Below are 23,411 nucleotides of genomic sequence, written 5' to 3'. Positions count from 1 at the left end.
GCCCCTTGTTTACGTCATTGCGAGGCGCATAACAAAAGTTGCAATTTGAAAAGATCTGGTGCGCCGCGGCAATCTGCTCATTTAAGGACTTGAAGCCCCTTGTTTACGTCATTGCGAGGCGCATAACAAAAGTTGCAATTTGAAAAGATCTGGTGCGCCGCGGCAATCTGCCCATTTAAGGACTTGAAGCCCGTTGTTTACGTCATTGCGAGGCGCATAACAAAAGTTGCAATTTGAAAAGACCTGGTGCGCCGCGGCAATCTGCTCCCTAAGAAGACAATCCCTGTTCTAATTAGGACATTGCAGCGTCGCTATTAAAATTTCTACATGATTGGCATCGACTTACCTCCTCGCAATGACGTCATAGCGATTGGTATCCACGGGGCTTCTACAGCAATGACGTTGCAAATAGGTAATCTGCTCGTTTAAGGAGTTGAAGCCCCTTGTTTACGTCATTGCGAGGCGCATAACAAAAGTTGCAATTTGAAAAGATCTGATGCGCCGCGGCAATCTGCTAATTTAAGGACTTGAAGCCCCTTGTTTACGTCATTGCGAGGCGCATAGCAAAAGTTGCAATTTGAAAAGATCTGGTGCGCCGCGGTAATCTGCTCATTTAAGGACCTGAAGCCCCTTGTTTACGTCATTGCGAGGCGCATAACAAAAGTTGCAATTTGAAAAGATCTGGTGCGCCGCGGCAATCTGCTCCTTAAGAAGACAATCCCTGTTCTAATTATGAGATTGCCGCGTCGCTATTAAAATTCCCTACACGTTTGACATCTCTTTAGCTCCTCGCAATGACGTAGCAAATGGCAATCTGCTCCTTAAGAAGACAATCCCTGTTATGAGATTGCCGCGTCGCTATTAAAATTCCCTACACGATTGGCATCCACTTAGCTCCTCGCAATGACGTCATAGCGATTGGTATCCACGGGGCTTCTACAGCAATGACGTTGCAAATAGGTAATCTGCTCATTTAAGAACTTGAAGCCCGTCGCTTACGTCATTGCGAGGCGCATAACAAAAGTTGCTATTTGAAAAGATCTGGTGCGCCGCGGCAATCTGCTCGTTTAAGAACTTGAAGCCCTTTGTTTACGTCATTGCGAGGCGCATAACAAAAGTTGCAATTTGAAAAGATCTGGTGCGCCGCGGCAATCTGCCCATTTAAGGACTTGAAGCCCGTTGTTTACGTCATTGCGAGGCGCATAACAAAAGTTGCAATTTGAAAAGACCTGGTGCGCCGCGGCAATCTGCTCATTAAGAAGACAATCCCTGTTCTAATTATGAGATTGCCGCGTCGCTATTAAAATTTCTACATGATTGGCATCGACTTACCTCCTGGCAATGACGTTTATGGTGCTCCATGCCCCCAACAACCAGGCCTCAAGTAAATATTTTACCAATTACTTCCTGTAACCTGGCAGCATGAGAGTAGCCACTTGACGTGCACCTTTCATGCCCTGCTTTTGCAATAGTCTTTCTTTCGTCCGGGTGTTCTAAATAATATTTTATTTTTTCTAACAACTGTTCTTTGGTTTCGAAAAAAACCGCTTCTTTACCGTCTTCAAAAAGTGACAAATGCACCCCGCTTTTTTCCGCAAGCATAAAAGTACCGCAGGCAGGTATCTCGAACGTCCTGCTATCCTGCTCATCCCTGTTGGTATGCCTTAAAAAATGTAACGCGATATCAAAACCATTAATCGTTTTAATATAGGCATTGCCATACACTGACGGACCCTTGTAATGGGGTTTTATAACATCCCACTGCTTTGCATGTTGCCAGTCATTGCCTGTGATGCTTACGGGAATTTTATTTTTTATAAGATGAACAATATATTCCTCCCGATAGCTTTCGTGTGTTCCTATAAAGCCAACCGGCGTTTTGTATTTTTTCAGATCTGCTGCATTTAATGAAACGACCCTATGTAGGGAAGGATCATAAGAGCGGTAACATATTTCCACCCGTTTGGCGCCGTATTTTTTCAATTCAGGAATATTGACTGCACGTTGAACAAAATGGAAGTCGTAATATTTTGCAGTGCGTAAACACAGCCGCCAGGCATTTTTGTATTTGCCGGTCGGGTCATCGGTTACCAGGTTAATTATTTTTATTCCGGGCCATTTGCTCCTTATCTTTTTTAATGCCCGGGATTGAAGGAATGGTTTATTATCCACCCATATAATTTCCGGAGTAACCTCTTCAATGGTTTGCAATACCTTCTTATTTAAGGCAAGGATCCCCGGCCCCACATTCAGGTGGTGGTGAAACTTATCAAATAAACCACCGTAAACATAGGCGTCTGTATCTATGCCCGTCACCTCGTTTCCCATTGCTTTCAATGTCTTATACCTGCCAAATGAATTACCAGATTCATTTAAACTCCCGATATATAAAATAGTTTTAACCAAAACTTTCTGAACGTAAAGGAAAAACAGGCGCTAATTAATAGTTTAAAATTTCAGAACCGGCAAGCCCGTTATTTACGTCATTGCGAGGCGCATAACAAAAGTTGCATTTTGAAAAGATCTGGTACGCCGCGGTAAGCTGCTCCTTAAGAAGGCAAACCCTGTTCTAATTAGGAGCTTGCCGCGTCGCTATTAAAATTCTCTAAACGTTTGACATCCACTTAGCTCCTCGCAATGACGTCACAGCGCTTGGTATCCACCTGGCTTCTACAGCAATGACGCTACCAATGGTAATCTGCTCATTTAAGGACTTGAAGCCCCTTGTTTACGTCATTGCGAAGCGCATAACAAAAGTTGCATTTTGAAAAGATTGGGTGCGCCGTGGCAATCTGTTAGTTGGGCGGAGACTGTGGTAATTGAAAGATTGCCGCGTTGCCATTAACATTTCCTAACTGATTAGCATCCACTTGGCTCCTCGCAATGACGGTAACCGGGAGATTGCCGCGTCGCTATTAAAATTCTCTAAACGATTGGTATCCACTTAGCTCCTCGCAATGACGTCATAGCGATTGGTATCCACGGGCTTCTACAGCAATGACGCTACCAATGGTAATCTGCTCATTTAAGGACTTGAAGCCCGTTGTTTACGTCATTGCGAGGCGCATAACAAAAGTTGCATTTTGAAAAGATTGGGTGCGCCGCGGCAATCTGCTCCTTAAGAAGGCAAACCCTGTTCTAATTAGGAGATTGCCGCGTCGCTATTAAAATTCTCTAAACGATTGACATCCACTTAGCTCCTCGCAATGACGTAGCAAATGGCAATCTTCTCCTTAAGATGACAATCCCTGTTCTAATTAGGAGATTGCCGCGTCGCTATTAAAATTCTCTAAACGATTGACATCCACTTAGCTCCTCGCAATGACGTAGCAAATGGCAATCTGCTCCTTAAGAAGACAATCCTTGTTCTAATTAGGAGATTGCCGCGTCGCCATTAAAATTCTCTAAACGTTTGACATCCACTTAGCTCCTCGCAATGACGTAGCAAATGGCAATCTGCTCCTTAAGAAGACAATCCTTGTTCTAATTAGGAGATTGCCGCGTCGCCATTAAAATTCTCTAAACGTTTGACATCCACTTAGCTCCTCGCAATGACGTAGCAAATGGCAATCTGCTCCTTAAGAAGACAATCCTTGTTCTAATTAGGAGATTGCCGCGTCGCCATTAAAATTCTCTAAACGATTGGCATCCATGGGGCTTCTACAGCAATGACGTAGCAGCGATTGGCATCCGTGGGGCTTCTACAGCAAATGACGCTACCAATGGTAATCTGCTCATTTAAGGACTTGAAGCCCGTTGTTTACGTCATTGCGAGGCGCATAACAAAAGTTGCAATTTGAAAAGACCTGGTGCGCCGCGGCAATCTTCTCCATTTGGCTCCCCGCAATACATCAAATAGCCGCTTTCATATTTTGAACAATATGCTGTATTGAAAAATCATTGATGATCTTCAACGAAGCATTTCCGAATTTGCCCCGTAACTCTTCATTTTCCAGCAGCGTTCTTATCCCGTCACTTAACGCCTTTATATCCCGTTCCTCGTACAAAAATCCATTACTATTGTCGTGAACCAGGTCTTCAGCACAGCCGCAGGTTTTAGATACTATAACCGGTAAAGCAAAGTTCATCGCCTCATTTACAGAGAGGCCCCACGTCTCCCCCATTCCTGAACACATCACAAATACGTCTGCCGCCGCATAATACCTTGCAATTTCAGATTGGTTAATAAAACCAGCCAGGATAACGTTCTTAATATCATTTTCATGAATGTATACTTCCATTTCTTTGCGCAATTCTCCTTCACCTGCCATCACTAAAACCGCAGACGATGCATTCAGCAAATGAAATGCTTTTATTAAATCAAGCGGCCTTTTCTTTTCAATATATTTCCCGGTAAACAATATGATATCCTTTTCCCGTGGCAGCCCAAGCTGGTGTTTCACCAATTCCTTATTTTTTAAACAAGCGGATTCTTTTTGAAACAATTCATTGTCTACCGCATAAGGCGTGTACACTAACCGGGAGGGTTTTACTCCGTAATATTCAAAAAATTGTTTGCTCTCTTTACCGATGTATAAGAACTTATCGATAAAAGGGAAAAGCAGGTACTTTAATATTACTGCTTTAATCCGGAGGGCGTTCCTACTTTTTTTTAATTCCTGGTGCAGGGGATTCTCGGCTCTCAGCCAGACTTTCTTACCCAGCATCTTCGCCGCTATAATAGTGAGTAAATTAGAAAAATAACTCCAGCCATTAACTATAACAATGGACGCGTCCCTTTTAAATAAAGAGGTTACCACGGAAGGATTGACAACATCCCAAATCCTGTTTGATAGTGATTTTCTTCCCGAGATATTTTTAAGAAAGGTAGCCGAATAACCTTCCAACAAAGGGATATCCCATTTTACCGGCTGTCCAAATCCAACATCTACATTTCCCCTGATGCTTGCGTCAGAAAAATAATAAACGTGCAGATCAAATTCCTCGCTCATCTCTCTAAGCAGTGGAGAAAAATATTGGATCGGATGACTTAAGTAGTAAGATATTTTGGGTTTCAATTTCCGCGGTTAACACTATTTTTTAAAGGGTATAAACCAAACTCATCCCTTAATTTCCTGGTTACTAATTTCCCCCGGAGTATTTTTTTTATAAACAGTTTAAAAGTGTTGGACGAGATTATTTCCCTCACTTTTGAGTAATTATTTTTATGAATAAGGTATACAACTCCATAGAATGGAACCGCCGCTAATTTCTCTTGATGAAAGTCTATTAACCGCTGATAGGTATAAACATGGCTCTGGAATAAGCTGTAATCAAACAACCTGAAATTGGAGTCAAAATCAGGAATATTAACCAGGTCGGCCCTGATGATGTGGACACTCCCGTTCATTTCCCAGATTCTTTTATTTTTAACGGCAACCATCGCATCTTCTTCATAAACATAACCACGGGCTATTCTCCACCCGGCACAGTTTTTTTCCGGGTAGTCTTTTATAAAGGAGCATAATTTACAAGATACCAGGTCATCACTATCTACCCCCATCAAATAGGTACAACCAAGAGATTTCGCCGTCTTACATCCCAGGATGATCTTCCGGGATTTGTCCATCATCCTTTCCGCGAATACCGGGGTGTACCATTGTTTCCGGTCTTCCCAGTCCTCAATATCATTAACCGGTACATCCGCATAAGGAAAATGTACATAATTAAGGTTCTGATGTGAAAAACTAATCTCAGGCTTATCCGTATAAACAATAATTAATTTAAAATCCTGTGAGTTCTGGTTGCATATCGACTTCACCGTCCTTTCAAGGATCGCATTGTCCAGGTTCCAGTTTTTGGAATATTGTTTTGGTTTAATAGGTACTATAAAGCCAAGCATCTTTTAAATAATTGCAAGAATAAAAATCAACGGTAATAAGAAATTATTTCTTCAATATCCTGTTCAGGAAGGTTAGTTGTCTTAAATACCGGCTTCCACCCCTCTTCTTTTAGCTTATATGCTTTCACAATAACATTTGCAAGGTCCTTGTAATTATCATACTCAAAAATAAATCCGTTCATTCCTTCATCAACTACATCTTTATTCCCTTTTGCCGCAGATACAATAACAGGTAATCCCTCATCAAAGGCCTCCCTTAATGCTAAAGAATACATTTCGGTAAATGCACTTGGTAGAATTAAAAAATCATACTCCCTGTATTTATTTAGTAATTCAACACGTGGTACTGCTCCCCTGTAATTGAAATTAAAGTTTTCTTTACAGCTCTTGTAGTAGCTTTCATCCACTATATTTCCAAATACATCTAACGCAATTGCAGCCTCCGGAATCAAAGCCATGGCATTACAGAGTAAATGAAGGCCTTTTACTTCCTCTATTCTTCCCACAAATAATATCTTCTTTTTAAGGCTCCAATCATTTACTTTCGAAACTTCAGAAGTCATTTTAGTTATGTGTGGAATTTCCCTGAGTGTGGGAGAATGATACCCATTTTCATTTAATATTCTTTTAAACCATGCACCATAAATAAAGATAGTGTCGCAGGTTTTAATTAATTCTTCCAGGGCATTTTTTTTTGATTGAAATTTAGTCTGTACCAGTTTGATCCTGCCGCTCTTTTTTATTAAACGGGTGAGCATCTTAATTCCAGTGTTATAAATATCAAAACGGGAAGTGTCCTTATAACCCAGTTTCGTTGCAAACACGCATTCTACACATCTTGCCATTGAAGAAAAGTTGTTACAATCTCTTATACCCATGTACCTGAAATCACCTTTGTAGCAGGTTAAATAAGGCAGGTGAAATGTAAAGTATACTTTTTTACAATACTCCTTTGCCATTGCAAACCATGGAATTTCAATACCTCCATATTCAGAATATTCATGAAAATGACAAATATCAAAATCTCCATCTTTTATCAGGCTCTCCAGGACTGACAAGCTATTGTTCAAATAATTTACTTTGATTCCTTCATAAACATAATCTTTCCGTTCAACGAGTTTCAAAGCTGCTATTTCCACTTCAAAATGATGTTGCTGCAAAATACCGGCAAGCCAGTGAGTATAATTTTCAATTCCCCCGCTTCTACCCGGTAAATAATTTCCTGTAACCAATAAAATTTTTATGCCCACTATTTCTTTACCAACTATTAAATATGCTCAATAGTTCGGTTGAACCATTTATATCCCGCTGTCAACGGGTTTAAATTTTTGAAAACCACATTTTGCCAGGACGAGATTTGAGAGTCCCCTAAGTAACTTAAACGTATTCATCCCGGATACAGAAAATGCCGCTATTGTACTTTTTAATTTCTTTGTATTTTTTAAATACACCAGGAGATCCTTTACGTAATAACATTCCGCCTTATGAAGTAAAAATCTTTTCTGCTTAGTGCTCAATGGAAATCCAGGCAGGTTAATTGCATCCGATAAGTATTTATAGTTATAACATAAGTAGCTGTACCTGTTATTAAACTCCTGTCCTTCATGTACCCGGTAAAAGAAGAAATCTTTGTTAAGCAGCACAGTCGGGTAAAGAGAGGCCATCTTAAGGTTACAATACATGTCAGACGGCACACCATAATTTGAATTGAAATAGCCCGCCTTTTCAAACAGTTCCCTATTCAAAATAGTTCCCACCGGGCCAATATTCAGAATGCTGCTCTCGAAGAAATTTTTTTGAATCGTTTCTGCCGGATTGAGATATTCCCTATCAATTTTATTTTTCGTATATAAAATACCCATTCCTGCCCCGGGATACTTCTCCATCATTTCAACACAATATTCAAGGCTCCACGGATAAATCATATCATCAGAGTCAACATATTTAATATATTTTCCCCTTGCGAGTGATGCCGCTTTATTGCGATTTGGGAACTGAGACAGATTAGTTTCATTCGTATACACCTTCACACGGTCATCCGTTAATTCATATCTCCTCGCAATGGAAACAGTGTTGTCAGAGGATTTATCATCTACAATAATCAATTCAAAATTTTCGTACCCGGATGCCAGCACACTCTCTATTGCTTCTGCTATAAATTTCTCCCGGTTGAACGCGGTCATTAAAACACTTATACCCGGTTGTGCGGCAATTTTCATCTGCTCAGTAATTCCTACAAGAATAAAACCTGCCAATAAAAAGCGAAATCAATAATTGTAGTATTTAATTTTATTCATCAATTCTATCCAAATCCTGTTACGCAGGTAAAGAATTCTATTAATTTTTTGATGAGCACATATCTTATCCTGCCAGGTATCAAGCAGCCTGGAAAAACGGGATAATTTTAAGTGATACTCTTTTTTTATTCCTTTAAGCAACATATTCCCTCTCATTTTGTCAAGATCATTGTTTCGGGTATCGCCCGCATAATGAACCATAATCTCCGTTTCGCCATTTATGAACTTTTCGAAGTCATTATTCGTGCTGTCCAAAAAAAACTGGGGACTTAAAATCATATAGGTGACAGCATTCATTTCTACATTTTGCTCTTTCTTCAGAACAGGCATTACCATATTCAGAATGGGCTGGTCAGCACATCGAAACGTTTTTAAATAATAAGGATACCTCCTGGTTTGAAAAGTCGTACTTAGCATGCATTCTTTAAGTAAACCTGGTGTAACGACCGTTTGACCTGCATTGAAAAAATACCCGGGATATTCATAACCCGGGTAGCTTTCTTTTGCAGTGTCAGGGTCAAAATAAATGTCTATGGCGTCTCTTGAAAACGGCTGACTTAAATAGTGTGGATTAAAAACAAAATCACCTTTAGTATTTTGGATTTTCGTTAATACCCTGCCGACAAAAACAATATCAGAATCCAAACATAAATAACGCCTTTTAGGTAAATTATCTTTTAATAAGAAATGAATTTTTGCAGCTCCCCAACCATAATATTTTTTACCTAAATCCAAAATTTCCACATTATGAACTTTTCGTAAACGCCTTGTATTAAAGTCTCCGTTTAGTTTGTCCTTCACAAGTAAAATTTGAACATCCGGGTAATATAACCGGATACTGGTAATGCACAATTTTGTAAGGAAAAAATCCTTCCTGTTAGCAAAAACTACAATTGAAATATCCTTACTACCTGGTTCCATCTCATTCGAATCAATTTCCTTCCCCATAAGAAAAGCGTCGTTAATAATTCTAAATTTATGTAAGTCCTGGAAACTATTGACTAATTATTTCTTAAACCGCCCGTTTTATATCAATTAAATTTATCACTTCCAATAATTCGTGGCCAATTATATTCCAATCATATTTTCTCTCTACCAGGGCCCTGGCATTTTTTTGTATCATTAATCTTTGTTCGTTATCTTTTAATAAGTGAATGATTTGCTCTGCGAACAACTGCTCCTCATCGGCTATTATAATATCAAATCCGTTCGTATAATCTATTCCCTCGGCGCCTTGAGAGGTAGATACCACCGGCACACCAAAACTCATTGCTTCCAGTATTTTCAACCTGGTACCACTACCTGTTTTTAACGGAACTATTGAAATTGCCGACTGGCTATAATAGGGCTTCACATCCTCCACGCTTCCCGTAAAGATCAAACCCTCGTCATTTAATAAATCATTCATTTCCGCGGGCAGCTTACCGCTTCCAACAACCAGTAATTTCAATTGAGGATACGCTTTTTGCACCATGGGCCATATTGAACGGTAAAACCAGTAAAGGCCTTCACTGTTTGGCCTGCTACTTAAATAACCGCAAAAGAGAATATGTTCCGGATTTTCTGATCTTACCCCTGCATCGCACAATTTATCGTTTACGGTAACTCCGTTAGGAATTACCGATATGGCCAGTTTTCCGTCGTTTAAACTGTCAAAATCATCCTTATCTTTTTTACTGCAGGCCAGCACGCCATCCACTGTTTTATATAACTCACTCTCCACTCTCCTGGTATTCAGGTATCTTGCTGAACTGATTTCTTTTTTTTCCAGGAAAGCGGCGTCTAAATTGGTATTCACATTATGGGCATCAAAAATGATCTTCGCTTTTTTATCATACTTCCTGATAAGGCTGGCCGCATTCAGGGTCGCAGGGCTTTCTAAAATAACCGTGTAGAATTTTTCTTTCTGAAGCAATTCTTTTACGATAGGGTAATAGTCAAGATAGTCGCCATCTGCAGGCCCTTTTATATTTTTTTTATACCATCGGTATCTCAATGCTTTCTGTAGTTTCTCCGGTAACAGATTGAAAATATCTTTTGGCTTTGGAGCATCTTTCGTGCTGAGAATGTTTACATTTTCAATAGCCGGATATTCATCTTTTGCCAGTAAAAATTCAGCCTTTTCCTGTTTGGTAATAAGCGTCAATTCAGCATGTATCGCCAACTGGTGAATGATATGAAAAAACCTTTGCATCCCACCATTGATGGGCGGGTAAATTTTTTCAAAGGGAACAATTATTAATACTCTTTTCATGAATTATCCCCCATTCTTCCTGCTTTTAAAACATTCAAGAGCCTTTGCAATTCATGTTCATTACCATGATAAAAAGAGGGATAATGCCGGATAAAGTTTTGAAATACTTTTTGAGGTGTTTCCGAGGGATGATAGTTTTTTTTAAACTTGCTTAAGTTCTCTACCAGTTCCTCTTCATCGCTGCAAACAGTAAAACATTCCGGCAAAACATCATTTTCAGGGAACCCAGGATTGCTATGTAATCTCCAGGACATAGGCCAGGTGTGTGAATGTGTAAATATTTGATTACCGCAACAAAGGCATTCCAATATCGGCAGCCCGAAAGCTTCAGGGGATTGCATAAAGTAAATAGAACCCTGCTGGTAAATGCTTCTTATCTCTTCTATAGAATAAGATTTTTCTAAAGAAATATATTTAATGCCCACCTTTTGCAAAGCGCTAATCTGCATTTGCCTATATGTTTCGTAACCCGGATGTTCAAAATCTATTATGGCAATCATTTCCTTTTTGGGCACTGGTGTTAAATTCCATGATTTTGCATACAGCCCGATATTAAACCAATTACCTGAAGGCTGTTGCCGGATCTCCGTTATTTCTGATACGGATAGATGCAGGTCATACCTGTTCATCACAGCATCACCTGACTTCCTTAATTTGTTAATTTGAGAGGGAGCATTCCCCAGGTAGTACACTTCATAATACAGAACCGGATTCCTATAGATCTTCTTAAACCGCTCAACATTATACAGACTTTTTACAAATCCATTCGGGCTGCATTCACTAATAACGACTGCGTCGAACTTCCCCAGTTTTTTAATTACTATTTTATCACTGATGTAATTGAACAATTTTTCTTTCAACCAAAAATGTAAACTGAGCTTGCTGTCCCGGTAACTCACGAGGCGGTTTAGAAAGTTTATATCATAAAATATCTCGATAGAAACGCTCGTTTGTTGTAATTGAGGCTTGAGTGTTTCTGCCAATACGCGTGGACTTCTATAGTCGGGTCTTGTTAGAATGGCAATTTTCATTCGTAAGGAGTACTTTTTTTTGCAGGTACCATCAAATACAATACTTAGCTCTTTTTAATAGCGGCTATAATTCCAAAAGAATCTGAAAGAGGGTTATGACTGAGTATTTTAAAATTCAATTTTTCCAATATTGTCTTAATGTCATTAAAGGAACTGCCATCCCTTGCCCAAAGATGATATTCCATAGTCAACCCCCTGATTTTTTGCCAGCTATCTTCATCTTCAAATAATGCCCATTCTGCACCTTCGCAATCCAGTTTTAAAAGATCAACGCTTCCACCGGCTTTTTTTATTACTCTCCTGAAAGCAGTCCCCGGTATCTCACCATTTAAAGAAACTTTAGTCTTGTTCTGCAAGTCCGTCTCTCCAAATTCCAGTTCCACCTTACAATCTTCTTTTGTTACGGCCTCATACCAAACTTCCGCATTTAGTTGTTTTAAATTATAATCCAATACATTTTGAAGTTCCTTATTCGGTTCATAACACGAGATGTTTGCTTTTGGAAATTGTTGTCTTGCAGCAATTGTAAACAGCCCTTGGTTCGCGCCAATATCAATAATATTTTCTACTTTATTCAATTGGCGCTTTAAAAGATGCAGCTGATAACAATCGTTAATGCAAATTTCCCTGAATTCATAGGAAAAGAATTTATGGGTTCGATCCAGGAAATTCATTCTTTTAAAGCGTCCGTTGATCTTAAGTTCATTTGGAATCCGGATGTCAGAGCTTTTAAGATAAAATATCCCTAAAGTAGAATATTTTAAACGCATCAATAGCCCATCATATTTTTTTGAGAAGAAACTTCTCATACAATTATTCTATTCGGCGTTATCATTATTTAATATTACCTTCTTTTTAATAATTGTAGTGGACGTAAAATAAATTGCCCCAATTTAAAGCTCATACTGCCTTTATAAAGCGCCTTTGTTTCATTTAATGCATGTATACTTTCTGCGAGTGCGTCTTCACAAGCCTCCAGTTCCAATAATTTTAGTTCCGATGCGTTTTCCGGGCTAAGTATATCAATACCTTCTTGTATGTCCTTTTTTATAATCTTAGATAATAATTGAACGGAATAAGAGGATTTTACATTTCTCCCGGTCGAGGATATTTCTGTTAATGACCCCGCTCTCACAGAATAATTATATAAGACCTTATCAATTGTAATTCCTTTAAACTCTTTCAATATCCGGTATATCCACTGAATATCTTCCGCTACCCTACCGGCAAAATAGGGATTATAGCCACCCGTTTTATCCAATGATGCTTTAGAAATCATCATAGTGGCGCAAATAGTTGGAGCTGTTCCAGGTTGTCTTTTATAAGTATAGTGTAGAAATTCATTTCTTAACTCTTCATTAGTTAATGCAATTTTGCATGAGGCAATCGTTTTTTTTCCTACATATCGATAGTTAGTAAAACAGATACCTAAAGCAGCATCTTTGGTAAATTCTTTTAGTTGCACTTCTATTCTTTCGGGTTCTGACCAATCATCTGCATCCTGGAAGGCAATATATTGTCCATTCACTTTTTTCAAAACTTCATTTACAGCTCCTACTTTTTTTGTATTCTTTTTAAATGATACCACTTTAATTCTGTCATCTTTAAATGCTTTTATTTTTTCCAAAGTATCGTCAGTGGAACCATCGTCAATAATCCAGATTTCAAGCTCGTAATATGTTTGTGATAGTATTGAATTGATGGCTTTCTCAACAAAACCGGCAACGTTATAACAGGGTATAATTATTGATACCAAAGGTCCAGTCCTGCAGTTCATCTTATTTAAACAAAGATTTTAATTTATAAAATTTCTTTCCCCATTTATATGTTCTCGTTTGGTGGTAGGCATTAATGACTCTTCTCATCTTTTCATTTTCCTGGATTAGTGTTATAGGCGAATCAAAATATTTTTCATAAACATCTACATGGTTATTATATAACGTCAATAGATCTCTGAATACCCTTTTTTTATCTTTTAAAAATAGATTGAAAACGGAAACGTCTTTTTTCCTATAGTAGTAACCAATCGATGGAAGTTCAATAACTGACCCACCTGATTTTAAAATATTAATCCATAGATTCCAATCCTCAAAACCGAGCATTGATTCATCGTAACCTTTAGTCTGTTCAAAGTCCTTTTTACGATACATGCAGGTATTCACTAAATAATTTACTATTAGCAGAGAACGTAAATCATAATCGGGCATTTTAATTATCTGATTTGATTCACCGAATAACTGTGTTTCGAAACAGACAATTTTTACAGTTGGATTGTTATCTAGAACGTTAGCTGCTTGCTCTAAAAAATAATTGGCGATCTTATCATCAGGGTCTAACGGAAGAATATATTTCCCCAGGGAGTTTTTAATACCAAAATTTCTCGCAGATGAATGTCCTCCATTTTCTTTGCAGAAATATTTGATTCTCTGGTCTTTTTTACAATATTCCAGGGCAACCTCTTCAGTATTGTCTGGGGAACCATCATTCACAATAATACATTCCCAATTTTGGTAGCCTTGTGCCATAACACTGTCCAACGCTTCACGTAAAAAATGGGCATAATTATAACAGGGTACTATAACTGAAACAAGGCTCGCTTCAGATGGTGGCATAAAAAGTTATTGATTTTATGCCCAGCAAGATATTGAAAGCAGTCATTAATTTTTTACTACGTGCCAGTGGCTAATGTTAATGTTTTTGGATCAGATAACTTCTATAGTTTCTTATAAAAGAATTGTTTTTAAAAAAACGAGCCTGTATCCTGACTTTTAGAAATAGTATCCCCCCTGCAAAAAAATTACCTAAGGCTATTCGGCAGGATGGATTAAAACAAACACCCATCGTTAGAAAATACCTGTTTGAAAAGCTATGAGTAATAAAAAGCTTGAGGGCCGGTATCCGCTTCACATGTTTTATTTTTTCTGATACCACATAGGCTTCAAAACACTTTTGGAGATATTTATTTTTTGACGCCTTAGCCGACCAGTCATACAGGTATTTCCACATTAAAAGCCTGCTTTGTGAATTTTCGGGATTTTTAGTTATCCTGTTATGGCCATGAACTCCTCTTATGCCAACGGGCCTATCTAAAATCCCGGGCTCGATCATACAATTCGATACAAGCTGCAAAAGAAAAACGGTGTCTTCATGTAATTTCAAATCATTGAACAGTGGGGTTTTTCCAAGAAAAATGTTTCTCTTTACTGTAAGCGCGTCAACTGAAAAATAACCATTCACTTTTGGGTGAAGCCAAAGCAGCGATAAAAATAATTCTTCCGGAGGAACTTTGCCTGGCATAGTTGTGAGGTTGCCGGTTTGCAGCTCGGGAAATCTGTTTTTATCCTGCTCCGAATAAAAGTGAAACCCTAAAGCTCCATACACACCATCAATATTTGGCTTATTTTTAAATAGTTCCCTTTCAGCCATGAATCGATCCGGAAGAAAATAATCATCCGCGTCTAAAAATGCTATATAATCTCCTGTTGCACCCTCAATGCCCAAATTACGGGATAGACCCGCTCCTTTATTTGCATTACCGGGATGTTTAAACAGCCTTACTTTTTCATAGTTGGCTGCTAATTGAGTACATATATCCAGCGAGTTATCCCGACTGCCATCTTCGATTAAAATTACCTCCTTAACTTCAGGTTGAATCAGTGCAGACTCAACAGCTTTTGAAACAAAAGATCCAGCGTTATAAACGGGAATAATGATTGAAATATTATTATCTAAATCCGTATTCATAAAAAGTAGCCCTATAATTCCCTACCAGTACTATCAAATTGATATTCGAAAGACTTTTTGCTCGAATTAAATTATAGATACTTCATTATCATAATTGATAAGGCTTGTCCTAAAAGCTTCGAGGTAAGCGGTCCCAAATTTATGATCCGGCTCGAGGTAATTACCTTCTGCCCATTCATTCCATGATCTTAAAATCACGATTTTTTCGTCCTTCACCTTATTTGCGGTAGCTTCGAAGGCTTTTGTACAAAGCTCTCCAAAAAGCTCAGGAGTCGAACCTTCAAAGAGCCAACCATTTGTTCCTGTCCGGGGTGTATTGTCCCAGTCACTATAAATCCAAGGGTATTCATTTGCTTTTAGCTGGTGATCCGGATATCTTTCTACGTATTTTGGATAGGAAATAAGGTCAGGCCTTTTTTTGTCAATCAACTTTAATGTATTCGTTCCATGGAAATATCTTTGTATTTTTTCTTTGAATGTATAATTCTTGTATTTCATTATTTCAAGAAAGCCATGTAACATTGCATCATACCCCATAAGTTCGGGCACCCATTCTTTCCCCATATGCATCCCTACAAAATGAATCCCTCCAAGGTTTTCTTTAATAGCAAGTTCTTGCCAGGTTTCAATAAATTTACGTGAATCAGGTATTTCCATCGGGCTGAAAATAAACACGAGTTTTTTTCCATTTACTTCTATATATCTTTTGTCTGCGAAAGCTTCTAATAATGAATAGAAATGTGCAGTATAATCTTCCACTCCGGGGTATGTTTGTTCAATAAGGGTTTGGTTATTTGATAATCCATGCCAGGTACCTGCCCATGTTTGGTTGGCCCATGCTACGCAAAATGGAAAGTCAGGTTTTCCACTCTTCACTACTTCCGTGAAAGGCCTTTCAATGATACGTTTTCCAGCAAACCAATAATGCCAATAGCAAAATCCATAAATCCCGTACTCCTTAGCCAGCATGGCCTGGGCCTCCCTTACTTCAGCTACTCTCAAATCATAAAAACCCAGATCAGCAGGCAATCGTGGCTGCCAGTGTTTTTTGAATAATGGCTTTGCCTTTGTTACATTCGTCCATTCAGTAAAACCTTTCCCCCACCATTGATCGTTCTCCGGTATAGGATGAAATTGCGGAAGATAGACTGCTAAAGGGCGGATAGATTGCATGAAATAATTCTCAGGTTTTAATCAGTTTGGAATGCTTTGGTAATCTTTTTTAAAATGGAGTTCACGCCATTATTTAAAGCTGGAGGTTTACTAATGCAATAATATTTATTCAATGATTTGCATTGGTATCCGATTTAGAAATGATGCTGTCCAGCTAAAAGAACTATAATAAGATCCAATTATTTTTTTCGTTCTACTCAATGTATATAAATCTACTAAAGCATCTTGTATCCCTTTTTTTGTTCCTCTCCTAAAATCTTTATTTTCCTGTGTAATTATATATTTTTCAAATCTTTTTCTAAGTAGATTTTCAACTTCCAAATCATCAGTAGCCAAATAAAATAATTGATTACTATCTTTTTCTAAAATGTCAGCAAGCGCATTTATAAATAATTTTGTGGTACTTTTTTTAATAGATTCGATATTGTCGGTTCTGCGAATATGTACACCAATTGTTGTTTTAGTAAATTTTTTTACCTGGCTGTTGATTAAGGATTGTAATTGATCAACTGGTTTAAATGCCTGATAATTATTAAACTTTTGCGAATCATAAAATTCAGAATAAGTATTTATTACAAAATTATGTTTAGCCGTATCCCAGTATTCTTCCTGAAATCTGAATGGCAAAATAATATCGTTATCATAGAGTTTATAATTTAGCAAACTATAATACAGTATATTTTTCTTAATCCTTGATTTTAAGGGTAATGTACGGTTATTATGATAGTGCAAAAAATGAGTAAGAGCCGGATGTGATCTTATTATTTTAATATTTTTAATTGGTTGAAAGATATCACTGAAATCACAGTTCAACAGTTCATTTTTTTCCCATATCATTTGGATTTCTCCTGCATTCGAATTTCTGTTTTGTAAAGAGATACATGAATTGATCACCCTCATCCGATTACATAAACCAGCTAATGGCTTTACTATTATCATCTATTTTTTAAAACATCATTTATTGAATCCATAACATACCAATCATCGAATAAACTTATTGAAGTAAATACCCGTGTATAGCCTTTTTCAGTTAATAACTTAAATACGCTTTCCCGGTTTGGAGTGTAATTGTGTTCAACTGTAATTATTTTTATTTTGTACCGGGAAAAATCAAAAGCATCGAGTATGTTAAACTCCGACCCTTCCGTATCAATTGATAAATAATCTATGTCAAATGGTGCATTATGCTCCTTAAGCAAATCATTTAATGTTATACTTTTGACTTTATAAGTTTGCTTATTTTTTCGGGAGCCATAATTAGAATCAGAATTAGTAAATATATCGACTGTCGAATATTCGGCGATACTTGTTTCATTAAAGTTTAGAACTTCACCTGATTTTGACCAAACACACCTGTTGTCAATAAAACAATTTCTATTTTCTTTTAATTTTGTGTTCCAGATAACGGCAGGTTCCGCAAGGATTCCGTTCCATTGGTATTCATTTTCGAGTAAGAATGAATTACTATAAACAATTCCATCTGCTGCACCAAATTCAATAAAAAATCCATTCTTTTTATTATTTAAACAGTAAAGAACAAAAAGGTCCTGGAATAATTGAGACTTAGATACTATTAATTTATCAATTGCATATTTAAAGAAATCATACGAATCCAGATTGTTTGATTTTTTATACCTGATATTTCTAACTATAAATGTAAGCCTGTCAAGAGCATATTTTAATTCAGTATTTTCATTCAGCTTTAATGCTTGTACTTTTTGGTAGTTAGTAAATGCATTCAGGTTTACTATTTCAAGCCCAACTAGGTTAAATGCTTTTTTAATTAATTTCTTCAAAGATGTTTGCATTTAAGTCTTATAAAAAAAGTCATCAAAGATTAAGGAATTTGTATCACTATTATATAGTCTTTGCTGAATTTGCTCCTTAAAATTGATACAATACCAAACTAATTTCTTGTTCAATACATGTAAGCATTCCGGACGAAAAGAGATGGCTTTACTAAGGAACAACCTATTGGTTAAACTAAACCAAAATAATTTAAAAAAACCTTTGCCACATACTTGTAACTTTTCAATCATTAAAAAGGCCTGAAACAACTTTGAAAAGGGTTTGCCTTAATCTGTCCTATCATTCCATAAACGCCATCAATATTTGGCTTCGTCCTGAATAACTCCCTTTCTGCCCTGAAGCGATCAGGAAGAAAATAATTATCAGCATCTAAGAATGCCAAATAATCAGAGCTTGCATTTTCAATACCTGAATTTCTTTAAAGGCCAGCTCGTTTGTTTACGTTATTTGGATGAAATTGCGGAAGATAAAATGCAAGGGGGGCGAATTGACATAAAAAAAGAACTAATTATTTACTATCTGATCAAATTGTTGAAGTATTGCCGATTGGGTTTGATGCATCTCCTGCACCCGGCATTTTGCCTTTTGCCCCTTTTCCAAAACCATTTCCGGATTACTTTTATATTCCAATAAAATAGCTACGACTGCAGATATATCGAGGTAGGGAACTACACTTCCCGCATCTTCCTGTACAAATTCCGGTGCTCCACCCGCATTGCTGAAACAAACCGTAGGCTTACCAAAAGAAGCTGCCTCCAAAACAACTAAAGGATAAGGGTCTTCCCTGGATGATAGAAAGAAAATATCAATGTTGTTATAAAATGAATCCATTTCAGTGTCTGCGCTCATTAATGTAATGCTGTTACTTAATCCTGCTTTTTCAATATCATAAAGGCATTGAGCATACTCACTACTATTAATATTAGCTCCTTTCCATCTGAAAACAAAATGCTGAAGTAAATCTGCGGACAATAAACGACGGGCAACACCTATGAATATATCTATGCCCTTTCTCCAATCAAGCGTACCGCAACCGCCAACAATTAATTCGTTTTGCTTTTTATGCGGCACCTCATTTTTACCCGTTCCTTTATTGTGTATATAATAAGACAAAGGCACGATTTTTTTGACATCTATTGCATACTTGCTATGCAAATGATGTTTAACTGCTTCAGAGGGAACGATTAATTTATCAGATAAATCAAGTGTCAGCTTAATTCCCCGCGGAGTAGCGAAGCGAACAGAAGCCATTTCAAGTTCATGAATGTAACTAAATACTTTACCGTTAAAATCTTTTAAAATGGTTTCTAATAATTCCCCATTAGTAATCGTATTGTTGATGATCACATCGGCTTTTCTCACCTCTTCTAATATTTCACTATTATGCTCATCATTGCCTATGTGTCTATTCCGAAGTCTTCTGATAATTTTCTTTCTTTTTGTTGTTTCGGGTACTACAGGTTGATCCCATAAAAATGTCCTCGCAACTTTTGCAAAATCAGGTTCCATCGGCCCTCCTTTCCTGAATAAAACCGTTGATTCATAAATACCTGGCTCGTTTAATAATTTTATTAAATTCAACAATAGAACAGATCCTCCGGTTAATGAAGCATCATGCGAAATAAAAAGTATTTTCAAGAAATAGTTATATAATTACTGGTAAGTATCAGGGCTTAAATGCAACTCCACATAATCCGGTTACCATAGGGCGCTTGTCTAAATCCACTTTAGTATACTTCTCAAGTTTCACCAGGTATTTAATGAGTGGCTTTAATATAGCCGACAATATTTTTTTTCGTTTATCACTTATCGATGATCTTGTAACCCATAAGGCCAGCATCTGGGCCATTGATGCATGCCATCCCCCGGTTGCACTGATATCTGTATTTACAAAACCAGCTTCCTGCAATTGTCTTTTTAGAGAAAATATAGTATACCTGTTCTTATCGCTTTCATCTAACGGATATAAGTAAGGAATCGTAAAAAAGAAAACGCCTTTCTGCGTCATCACCCGGTTTGCTTCTTTAAAAAATATTTCGGGCCTCGCACAATTTTGTAAGATATCTACTCCCAGCACTGTATCAAATAAGTTATCCCCATAAGGTATTTGAATGCCGCTCCATAAGGTTTTGGACTTTGTTGACGCGTTAAATTGCCAGGCTTTCTCTACATCCAGTTCATTAAATCCGGTAACCCAACAATTTTGAAGGATATGTGCTTTTCGGTTTTCATCACCCGGACCCATGTTTAAAAGATTTCCTTTGAAATAGTTGGAAAATCTTTTCATAGCATTTAAAATAGCGATGTTGGAATAGTAATCAAGGGTAAACTCTTTAGAAAGGCTTTTCTGATGCTCAGCCCTTACCGATTCAATAATGACCTTAACAGGCTTGTTGTTGCTGGTTTTTGAATTTTCCATTCCAGGAAGTTCTATTCCCATCAATTCTATTTCTGACGAATATTGATTGAGCGCGAGATAATATTGATCGAGATAAGGCAACAATAGAGGGTCTTCCCCATTGATAATGCCATTAACGGTACTTGTTGAAAAATGAATGAATACTACCGGGTATTCATTGGCTATTAAAACTGTTTTTTTGTCTATATCGAGTAAGCGTTTGCATTCAATCATGTTCCAGTTAGCCACATTACATCCCTTATGTTTTATAATACCTACTTTATCAAAATAAACCGGCAACATATTAAGGTGAAGCTGATCATAGTACATTACCTGTGACGGATCATTTATACAGATGAATTCGCAGACTTTTGCGAACCAATCCATTGCGGCAATACCCTTTTTGTTTACGCCAATAAACCCGCCGTTAAATATCCCCTCTTTATATAAGGATCTGAAATTAATTAAATCCGTATGTGGATCCCGTGAGCGCCAATGTGGTGTCAGCAATATATCATAACTGTCCAACTCATTTAATAGAAAATTATAATCATTATAAAAGTAAATATCTGCATCCAGGTAAATTACTTTTTGGTAGTCTTTTACTTCCAGCAAATAATTGATCAACACCGGCTTCATACTCCACCTGAAAGCAGTTATATCCGTATCGTGATATTTATCATAAATGTTTTTACCGAGACCGGAATTACACAGGTCTTCTGAATAAAGTATAAAAATGCCTGGATATTTTTCTTCGATCTTTGTACGTACAATTTCCTTTCTATCGGAGATTAGAATATAAAGTTTAACATTCTTACCAAAATCTAATAGTGATTTATGAAGTGCTAATGCGTAATGAATATAGTCAGAGGTAATAATTGTGCAAAAGGCAAAATCCATTATGTAATATTTATAAGAAAAGCCCGGTATGCTGTATGTCTAAATTTATATAAATAAAAACCGGACTATCCTATTTCCCAGTTAATAAACTCTATTTAATTTCTTTTTATACATTTTACCGAGGGCTTTCTCCAACAAAGCGCCATAGATTTTATCCTTATGATTATTTATATACTTAAATAACCATGCGGGTCGGAAATAAGTACTGAGTATTTTATTCTTTTCGTGTTCAAATGTATTCATGTGATGTGCTGCATTGGAAACACCATCCGCTCTAAAAAACGCAGTTATTAAATTGACGTACTGAAAGGCAACTCTATGATTAATCAATGCCTTTGCATTCCAATCAAAATCTCCCAAAATTTTATAGTTCTCATCGAACACTCCAATTGTTAAAAAAACGCTTCTTTTATAGAACGTGCCCGGATGCGGGAAATTTGAATTTTGTAAATCCCAATCATAGGTATTACCAGAATCGTCAGAGACCACAATTATATTACTTACAGGGTTGTCAAATATAAAGCGGCAAAAAAAAACATCTGCCTTACCAGGGTCAATTCTTTTTGATGCATAAAGTAGTAAATTATTTGACACATAGTAATCACCTGAGTTAAGAAATATGATTAGATCACCTTGTGCCCTCACTATCCCTTTATTCATTGCGTTATAAATGCCGTTATCGTTCTCACTAATCCAATATGACAATTTATCTGAATGAGTTTCAATTAACTCTTTACTTCCATCCTCACTACCGCCATCAATAATTATATATTCGTAATCTTTAAATGTTTGTTCAAATACACTTTCCATAGTTTTTTGCAAACCCGCTTTGTTATTAAGATTTACTGTTATGATGGAGAGTTTAGGCAATTTCAAAAGTTACAGTTAAGCAACCCCTGGCCTCCGTGAAGGTGGGCAGCAAAATTAAATCAGGCATATCTCTTGGCTAATTGCTTTTTTAATATTCCAGGTAAAGTATTAACCTGAACAGAGAAAATATAATTGTTTACCAGCTTAAGATAAACGTAGTTTTCATTCATCAACTTTATCCATAAATTATTTGCCTGGGCAAATCTTACCGAGTGATCCATAGATAACGATAAACTGGCATTATATCTTTCCAGCTTCTTCCAATACTTCAAATAAAGTTTTGCAATTACAGGACTGGCTGTTGCACCGTATTTATTCAGCCCATTAGATGCCCAGTAATTATTAAAGAACTTAAAATGATGAAAATGATAAAATATGATTCTCTCATTATTGGAATAAAACTTATTTCCTCTTTTGGTTAGTTGAAAATTATTCAAATTCCAGGGAGCCAAACCGCTCACGTTGTCATCCAATACCTTTACTTCACCGGGATATAACTCGGTCCAATTATCGAGGTATTTCTGGTCTGCATAGCGGTTGTTTTTTTCATCGAAAGAGTCGCCACACCATTCAATACATTGACTTCGCCAAAATTGCAAACATCTAATTCCCGTTTCATTATTCTTAAATATTTGGAAACTTACATTGTAAATACCAAATGTTTTAAAATGCTCAATTTGCTTAGAGAATTTGTGCGGCGTTATCACAATTGAATGTTGTTCTAAATTGTCAAATAAACTTTTTGGCGAATCGAGAAACAGGATATCAGCATCTAGAGAACAAATATGGGCCAGTTTATATTTATTTAATATAAATAACGGAAGACAGGGGCTTAGGGTAAAGTAGTACTCTATTAAACTCCTGTTTGTTTTACAAGCTTTTAACTCAGTATCTGAAGCCTCTATCTCCGCCAGCGAAAGTGTTTTTATTTCGGGGTAGCGTGTGCCGTTCTTTTGAAAAAATTCCAAAGTAAATTCATCGAGACATAAAATGTATAATTCAAATTGGCTGTAATGTTCTCTTAGTGAATCGTATAATACAAGGCCTCTTGTAAGATAATTTTTATCGAAATATGTAGTGAAGAAAAACATTA

Annotated in this window: 20 protein-coding genes; all 20 read right to left on the bottom strand. The window is 37.0% G+C overall.

The window, feature by feature from the left end:
* Positions 1 to 1,380: 1,380 nt before the first annotated feature.
* The 20 genes from FW778_RS19455 to FW778_RS19360 all read right to left on the bottom strand — a co-directional run bounded on the left by FW778_RS19455 (position 1,381) and on the right by FW778_RS19360 (position 23,409).
* A complete protein-coding gene (locus tag FW778_RS19455) occupies positions 1,381 to 2,406 on the bottom strand; it encodes a CgeB family protein (RefSeq protein ID WP_150416525.1) in 1,026 nt (341 codons plus the stop codon).
* A 1,445-nt stretch (positions 2,407 to 3,851) separates the two neighbouring features.
* On the bottom strand, positions 3,852 to 5,018 hold the full coding sequence (locus FW778_RS19450) for a glycosyltransferase family 4 protein (RefSeq protein ID WP_150416524.1): 1,167 nt from the start codon (positions 5,016 to 5,018) through the stop codon (positions 3,852 to 3,854).
* On the bottom strand, positions 5,015 to 5,842 hold the full coding sequence (locus FW778_RS19445; protein WP_150416523.1) for a hypothetical protein: 828 nt from the start codon (positions 5,840 to 5,842) through the stop codon (positions 5,015 to 5,017). The genes FW778_RS19450 and FW778_RS19445 overlap by 4 nt, the downstream gene beginning before the upstream one ends.
* A gap of 26 nt (positions 5,843 to 5,868) precedes the next feature.
* Entirely contained in the window at positions 5,869 to 7,092 is a 1,224-nt protein-coding gene (locus FW778_RS19440) for a glycosyltransferase (RefSeq protein WP_150416522.1), read from the bottom strand.
* Between the two features lie 48 nt (positions 7,093 to 7,140).
* The gene (locus FW778_RS19435) at positions 7,141 to 8,061 is read right to left on the bottom strand and encodes a glycosyltransferase family 2 protein (RefSeq protein ID WP_150416521.1); all 921 of its coding nucleotides are present in this window, start codon (positions 8,059 to 8,061) and stop codon (positions 7,141 to 7,143) included.
* A gap of 48 nt (positions 8,062 to 8,109) precedes the next feature.
* On the bottom strand, positions 8,110 to 9,087 hold the full coding sequence (locus FW778_RS19430) for a hypothetical protein (protein WP_150416520.1): 978 nt from the start codon (positions 9,085 to 9,087) through the stop codon (positions 8,110 to 8,112).
* Between the two features lie 64 nt (positions 9,088 to 9,151).
* Positions 9,152 to 10,393: a glycosyltransferase family 4 protein gene (locus tag FW778_RS19425; RefSeq protein WP_150416519.1), complete on the bottom strand. Its 1,242-nt coding sequence runs from the start codon at positions 10,391 to 10,393 to the stop codon at positions 9,152 to 9,154.
* Positions 10,390 to 11,424 (bottom strand): hypothetical protein, encoded by a 1,035-nt coding sequence (locus FW778_RS19420; RefSeq protein WP_150416518.1) that lies wholly within the window; start codon positions 11,422 to 11,424, stop codon positions 10,390 to 10,392. The genes FW778_RS19425 and FW778_RS19420 overlap by 4 nt, the downstream gene beginning before the upstream one ends.
* Positions 11,425 to 11,468: 44 nt before the next feature.
* Positions 11,469 to 12,233, bottom strand: a complete 765-nt coding sequence (locus FW778_RS19415) for an FkbM family methyltransferase (RefSeq protein WP_150416517.1) — start codon at positions 12,231 to 12,233, stop codon at positions 11,469 to 11,471.
* Between the two features lie 35 nt (positions 12,234 to 12,268).
* A complete protein-coding gene (locus FW778_RS19410; protein WP_150416516.1) occupies positions 12,269 to 13,201 on the bottom strand; it encodes a glycosyltransferase family 2 protein in 933 nt (310 codons plus the stop codon).
* Position 13,202: 1 nt separating this feature from the next.
* Positions 13,203 to 14,036 carry a glycosyltransferase family 2 protein gene (locus FW778_RS19405; RefSeq protein WP_150416515.1) on the bottom strand — a complete coding sequence of 278 codons (834 nt, stop codon included), beginning with the start codon at positions 14,034 to 14,036 and terminating at the stop codon, positions 13,203 to 13,205.
* Between the two features lie 76 nt (positions 14,037 to 14,112).
* Positions 14,113 to 15,168 carry a glycosyltransferase family 2 protein gene (locus tag FW778_RS19400; protein WP_150416514.1) on the bottom strand — a complete coding sequence of 352 codons (1,056 nt, stop codon included), beginning with the start codon at positions 15,166 to 15,168 and terminating at the stop codon, positions 14,113 to 14,115.
* Between the two features lie 66 nt (positions 15,169 to 15,234).
* A complete protein-coding gene (locus tag FW778_RS19395) occupies positions 15,235 to 16,341 on the bottom strand; it encodes a glycosyltransferase WbsX family protein (RefSeq protein WP_150416513.1) in 1,107 nt (368 codons plus the stop codon).
* Positions 16,342 to 16,446: 105 nt separating this feature from the next.
* Positions 16,447 to 17,280: an O-fucosyltransferase family protein gene (locus FW778_RS19390; RefSeq protein ID WP_150416512.1), complete on the bottom strand. Its 834-nt coding sequence runs from the start codon at positions 17,278 to 17,280 to the stop codon at positions 16,447 to 16,449.
* Positions 17,277 to 18,137, bottom strand: coding sequence for an FkbM family methyltransferase (locus tag FW778_RS19385; protein ID WP_202552362.1), 861 nt, complete (start codon positions 18,135 to 18,137; stop codon positions 17,277 to 17,279). Before FW778_RS19385 ends, FW778_RS19390 begins: the two co-directional genes overlap by 4 nt.
* 242 nt (positions 18,138 to 18,379) lie before the next feature.
* Positions 18,380 to 18,556, bottom strand: a complete 177-nt coding sequence (locus FW778_RS23795) for a glycosyltransferase family A protein (RefSeq protein WP_150416537.1) — start codon at positions 18,554 to 18,556, stop codon at positions 18,380 to 18,382.
* Positions 18,557 to 18,654: 98 nt separating this feature from the next.
* Positions 18,655 to 19,788 carry a glycosyltransferase family 4 protein gene (locus FW778_RS19375; RefSeq protein WP_150416510.1) on the bottom strand — a complete coding sequence of 378 codons (1,134 nt, stop codon included), beginning with the start codon at positions 19,786 to 19,788 and terminating at the stop codon, positions 18,655 to 18,657.
* A gap of 28 nt (positions 19,789 to 19,816) precedes the next feature.
* Positions 19,817 to 21,448: a methyltransferase domain-containing protein gene (locus FW778_RS19370; RefSeq protein WP_150416509.1), complete on the bottom strand. Its 1,632-nt coding sequence runs from the start codon at positions 21,446 to 21,448 to the stop codon at positions 19,817 to 19,819.
* Between the two features lie 81 nt (positions 21,449 to 21,529).
* Positions 21,530 to 22,324 (bottom strand): glycosyltransferase family 2 protein, encoded by a 795-nt coding sequence (locus FW778_RS19365; RefSeq protein ID WP_202552360.1) that lies wholly within the window; start codon positions 22,322 to 22,324, stop codon positions 21,530 to 21,532.
* Between the two features lie 53 nt (positions 22,325 to 22,377).
* On the bottom strand, positions 22,378 to 23,409 hold the full coding sequence (locus tag FW778_RS19360) for a hypothetical protein (protein WP_150416508.1): 1,032 nt from the start codon (positions 23,407 to 23,409) through the stop codon (positions 22,378 to 22,380).
* Positions 23,410 to 23,411: the final 2 nt, after the last annotated feature.

The sequence above is a fragment of the Ginsengibacter hankyongi genome (assembly GCF_008710285.1).
GTDB classification, from domain to species: domain Bacteria; phylum Bacteroidota; class Bacteroidia; order Chitinophagales; family Chitinophagaceae; genus Ginsengibacter; species Ginsengibacter hankyongi.
The sequence above is the reverse complement of the archived record's forward strand: the minus strand, read 5'-3'. Positions and strand labels throughout refer to the sequence as shown.

Coding starts and splice junctions, on each gene's coding strand:
- FW778_RS19445 (WP_150416523.1), bottom strand. CDS start 5,842: ATGCTTGGCTTTATAGTACCTATTAAACCAAAACAATATTCCAAAAAC.
- FW778_RS19435 (WP_150416521.1), bottom strand. CDS start 8,061: ATGAAAATTGCCGCACAACCGGGTATAAGTGTTTTAATGACCGCGTTC.
- FW778_RS19430 (WP_150416520.1), bottom strand. CDS start 9,087: ATGGGGAAGGAAATTGATTCGAATGAGATGGAACCAGGTAGTAAGGAT.
- FW778_RS19425 (WP_150416519.1), bottom strand. CDS start 10,393: ATGAAAAGAGTATTAATAATTGTTCCCTTTGAAAAAATTTACCCGCCC.
- FW778_RS19420 (WP_150416518.1), bottom strand. CDS start 11,424: ATGAAAATTGCCATTCTAACAAGACCCGACTATAGAAGTCCACGCGTA.
- FW778_RS19415 (WP_150416517.1), bottom strand. CDS start 12,233: ATGAGAAGTTTCTTCTCAAAAAAATATGATGGGCTATTGATGCGTTTA.
- FW778_RS19410 (WP_150416516.1), bottom strand. CDS start 13,201: ATGAACTGCAGGACTGGACCTTTGGTATCAATAATTATACCCTGTTAT.
- FW778_RS19405 (WP_150416515.1), bottom strand. CDS start 14,036: ATGCCACCATCTGAAGCGAGCCTTGTTTCAGTTATAGTACCCTGTTAT.
- FW778_RS19400 (WP_150416514.1), bottom strand. CDS start 15,168: ATGAATACGGATTTAGATAATAATATTTCAATCATTATTCCCGTTTAT.
- FW778_RS19395 (WP_150416513.1), bottom strand. CDS start 16,341: ATGCAATCTATCCGCCCTTTAGCAGTCTATCTTCCGCAATTTCATCCT.
- FW778_RS19390 (WP_150416512.1), bottom strand. CDS start 17,280: ATGATAATAGTAAAGCCATTAGCTGGTTTATGTAATCGGATGAGGGTG.
- FW778_RS19370 (WP_150416509.1), bottom strand. CDS start 21,448: ATGGATTTTGCCTTTTGCACAATTATTACCTCTGACTATATTCATTAC.
- FW778_RS19360 (WP_150416508.1), bottom strand. CDS start 23,409: ATGTTTTTCTTCACTACATATTTCGATAAAAATTATCTTACAAGAGGC.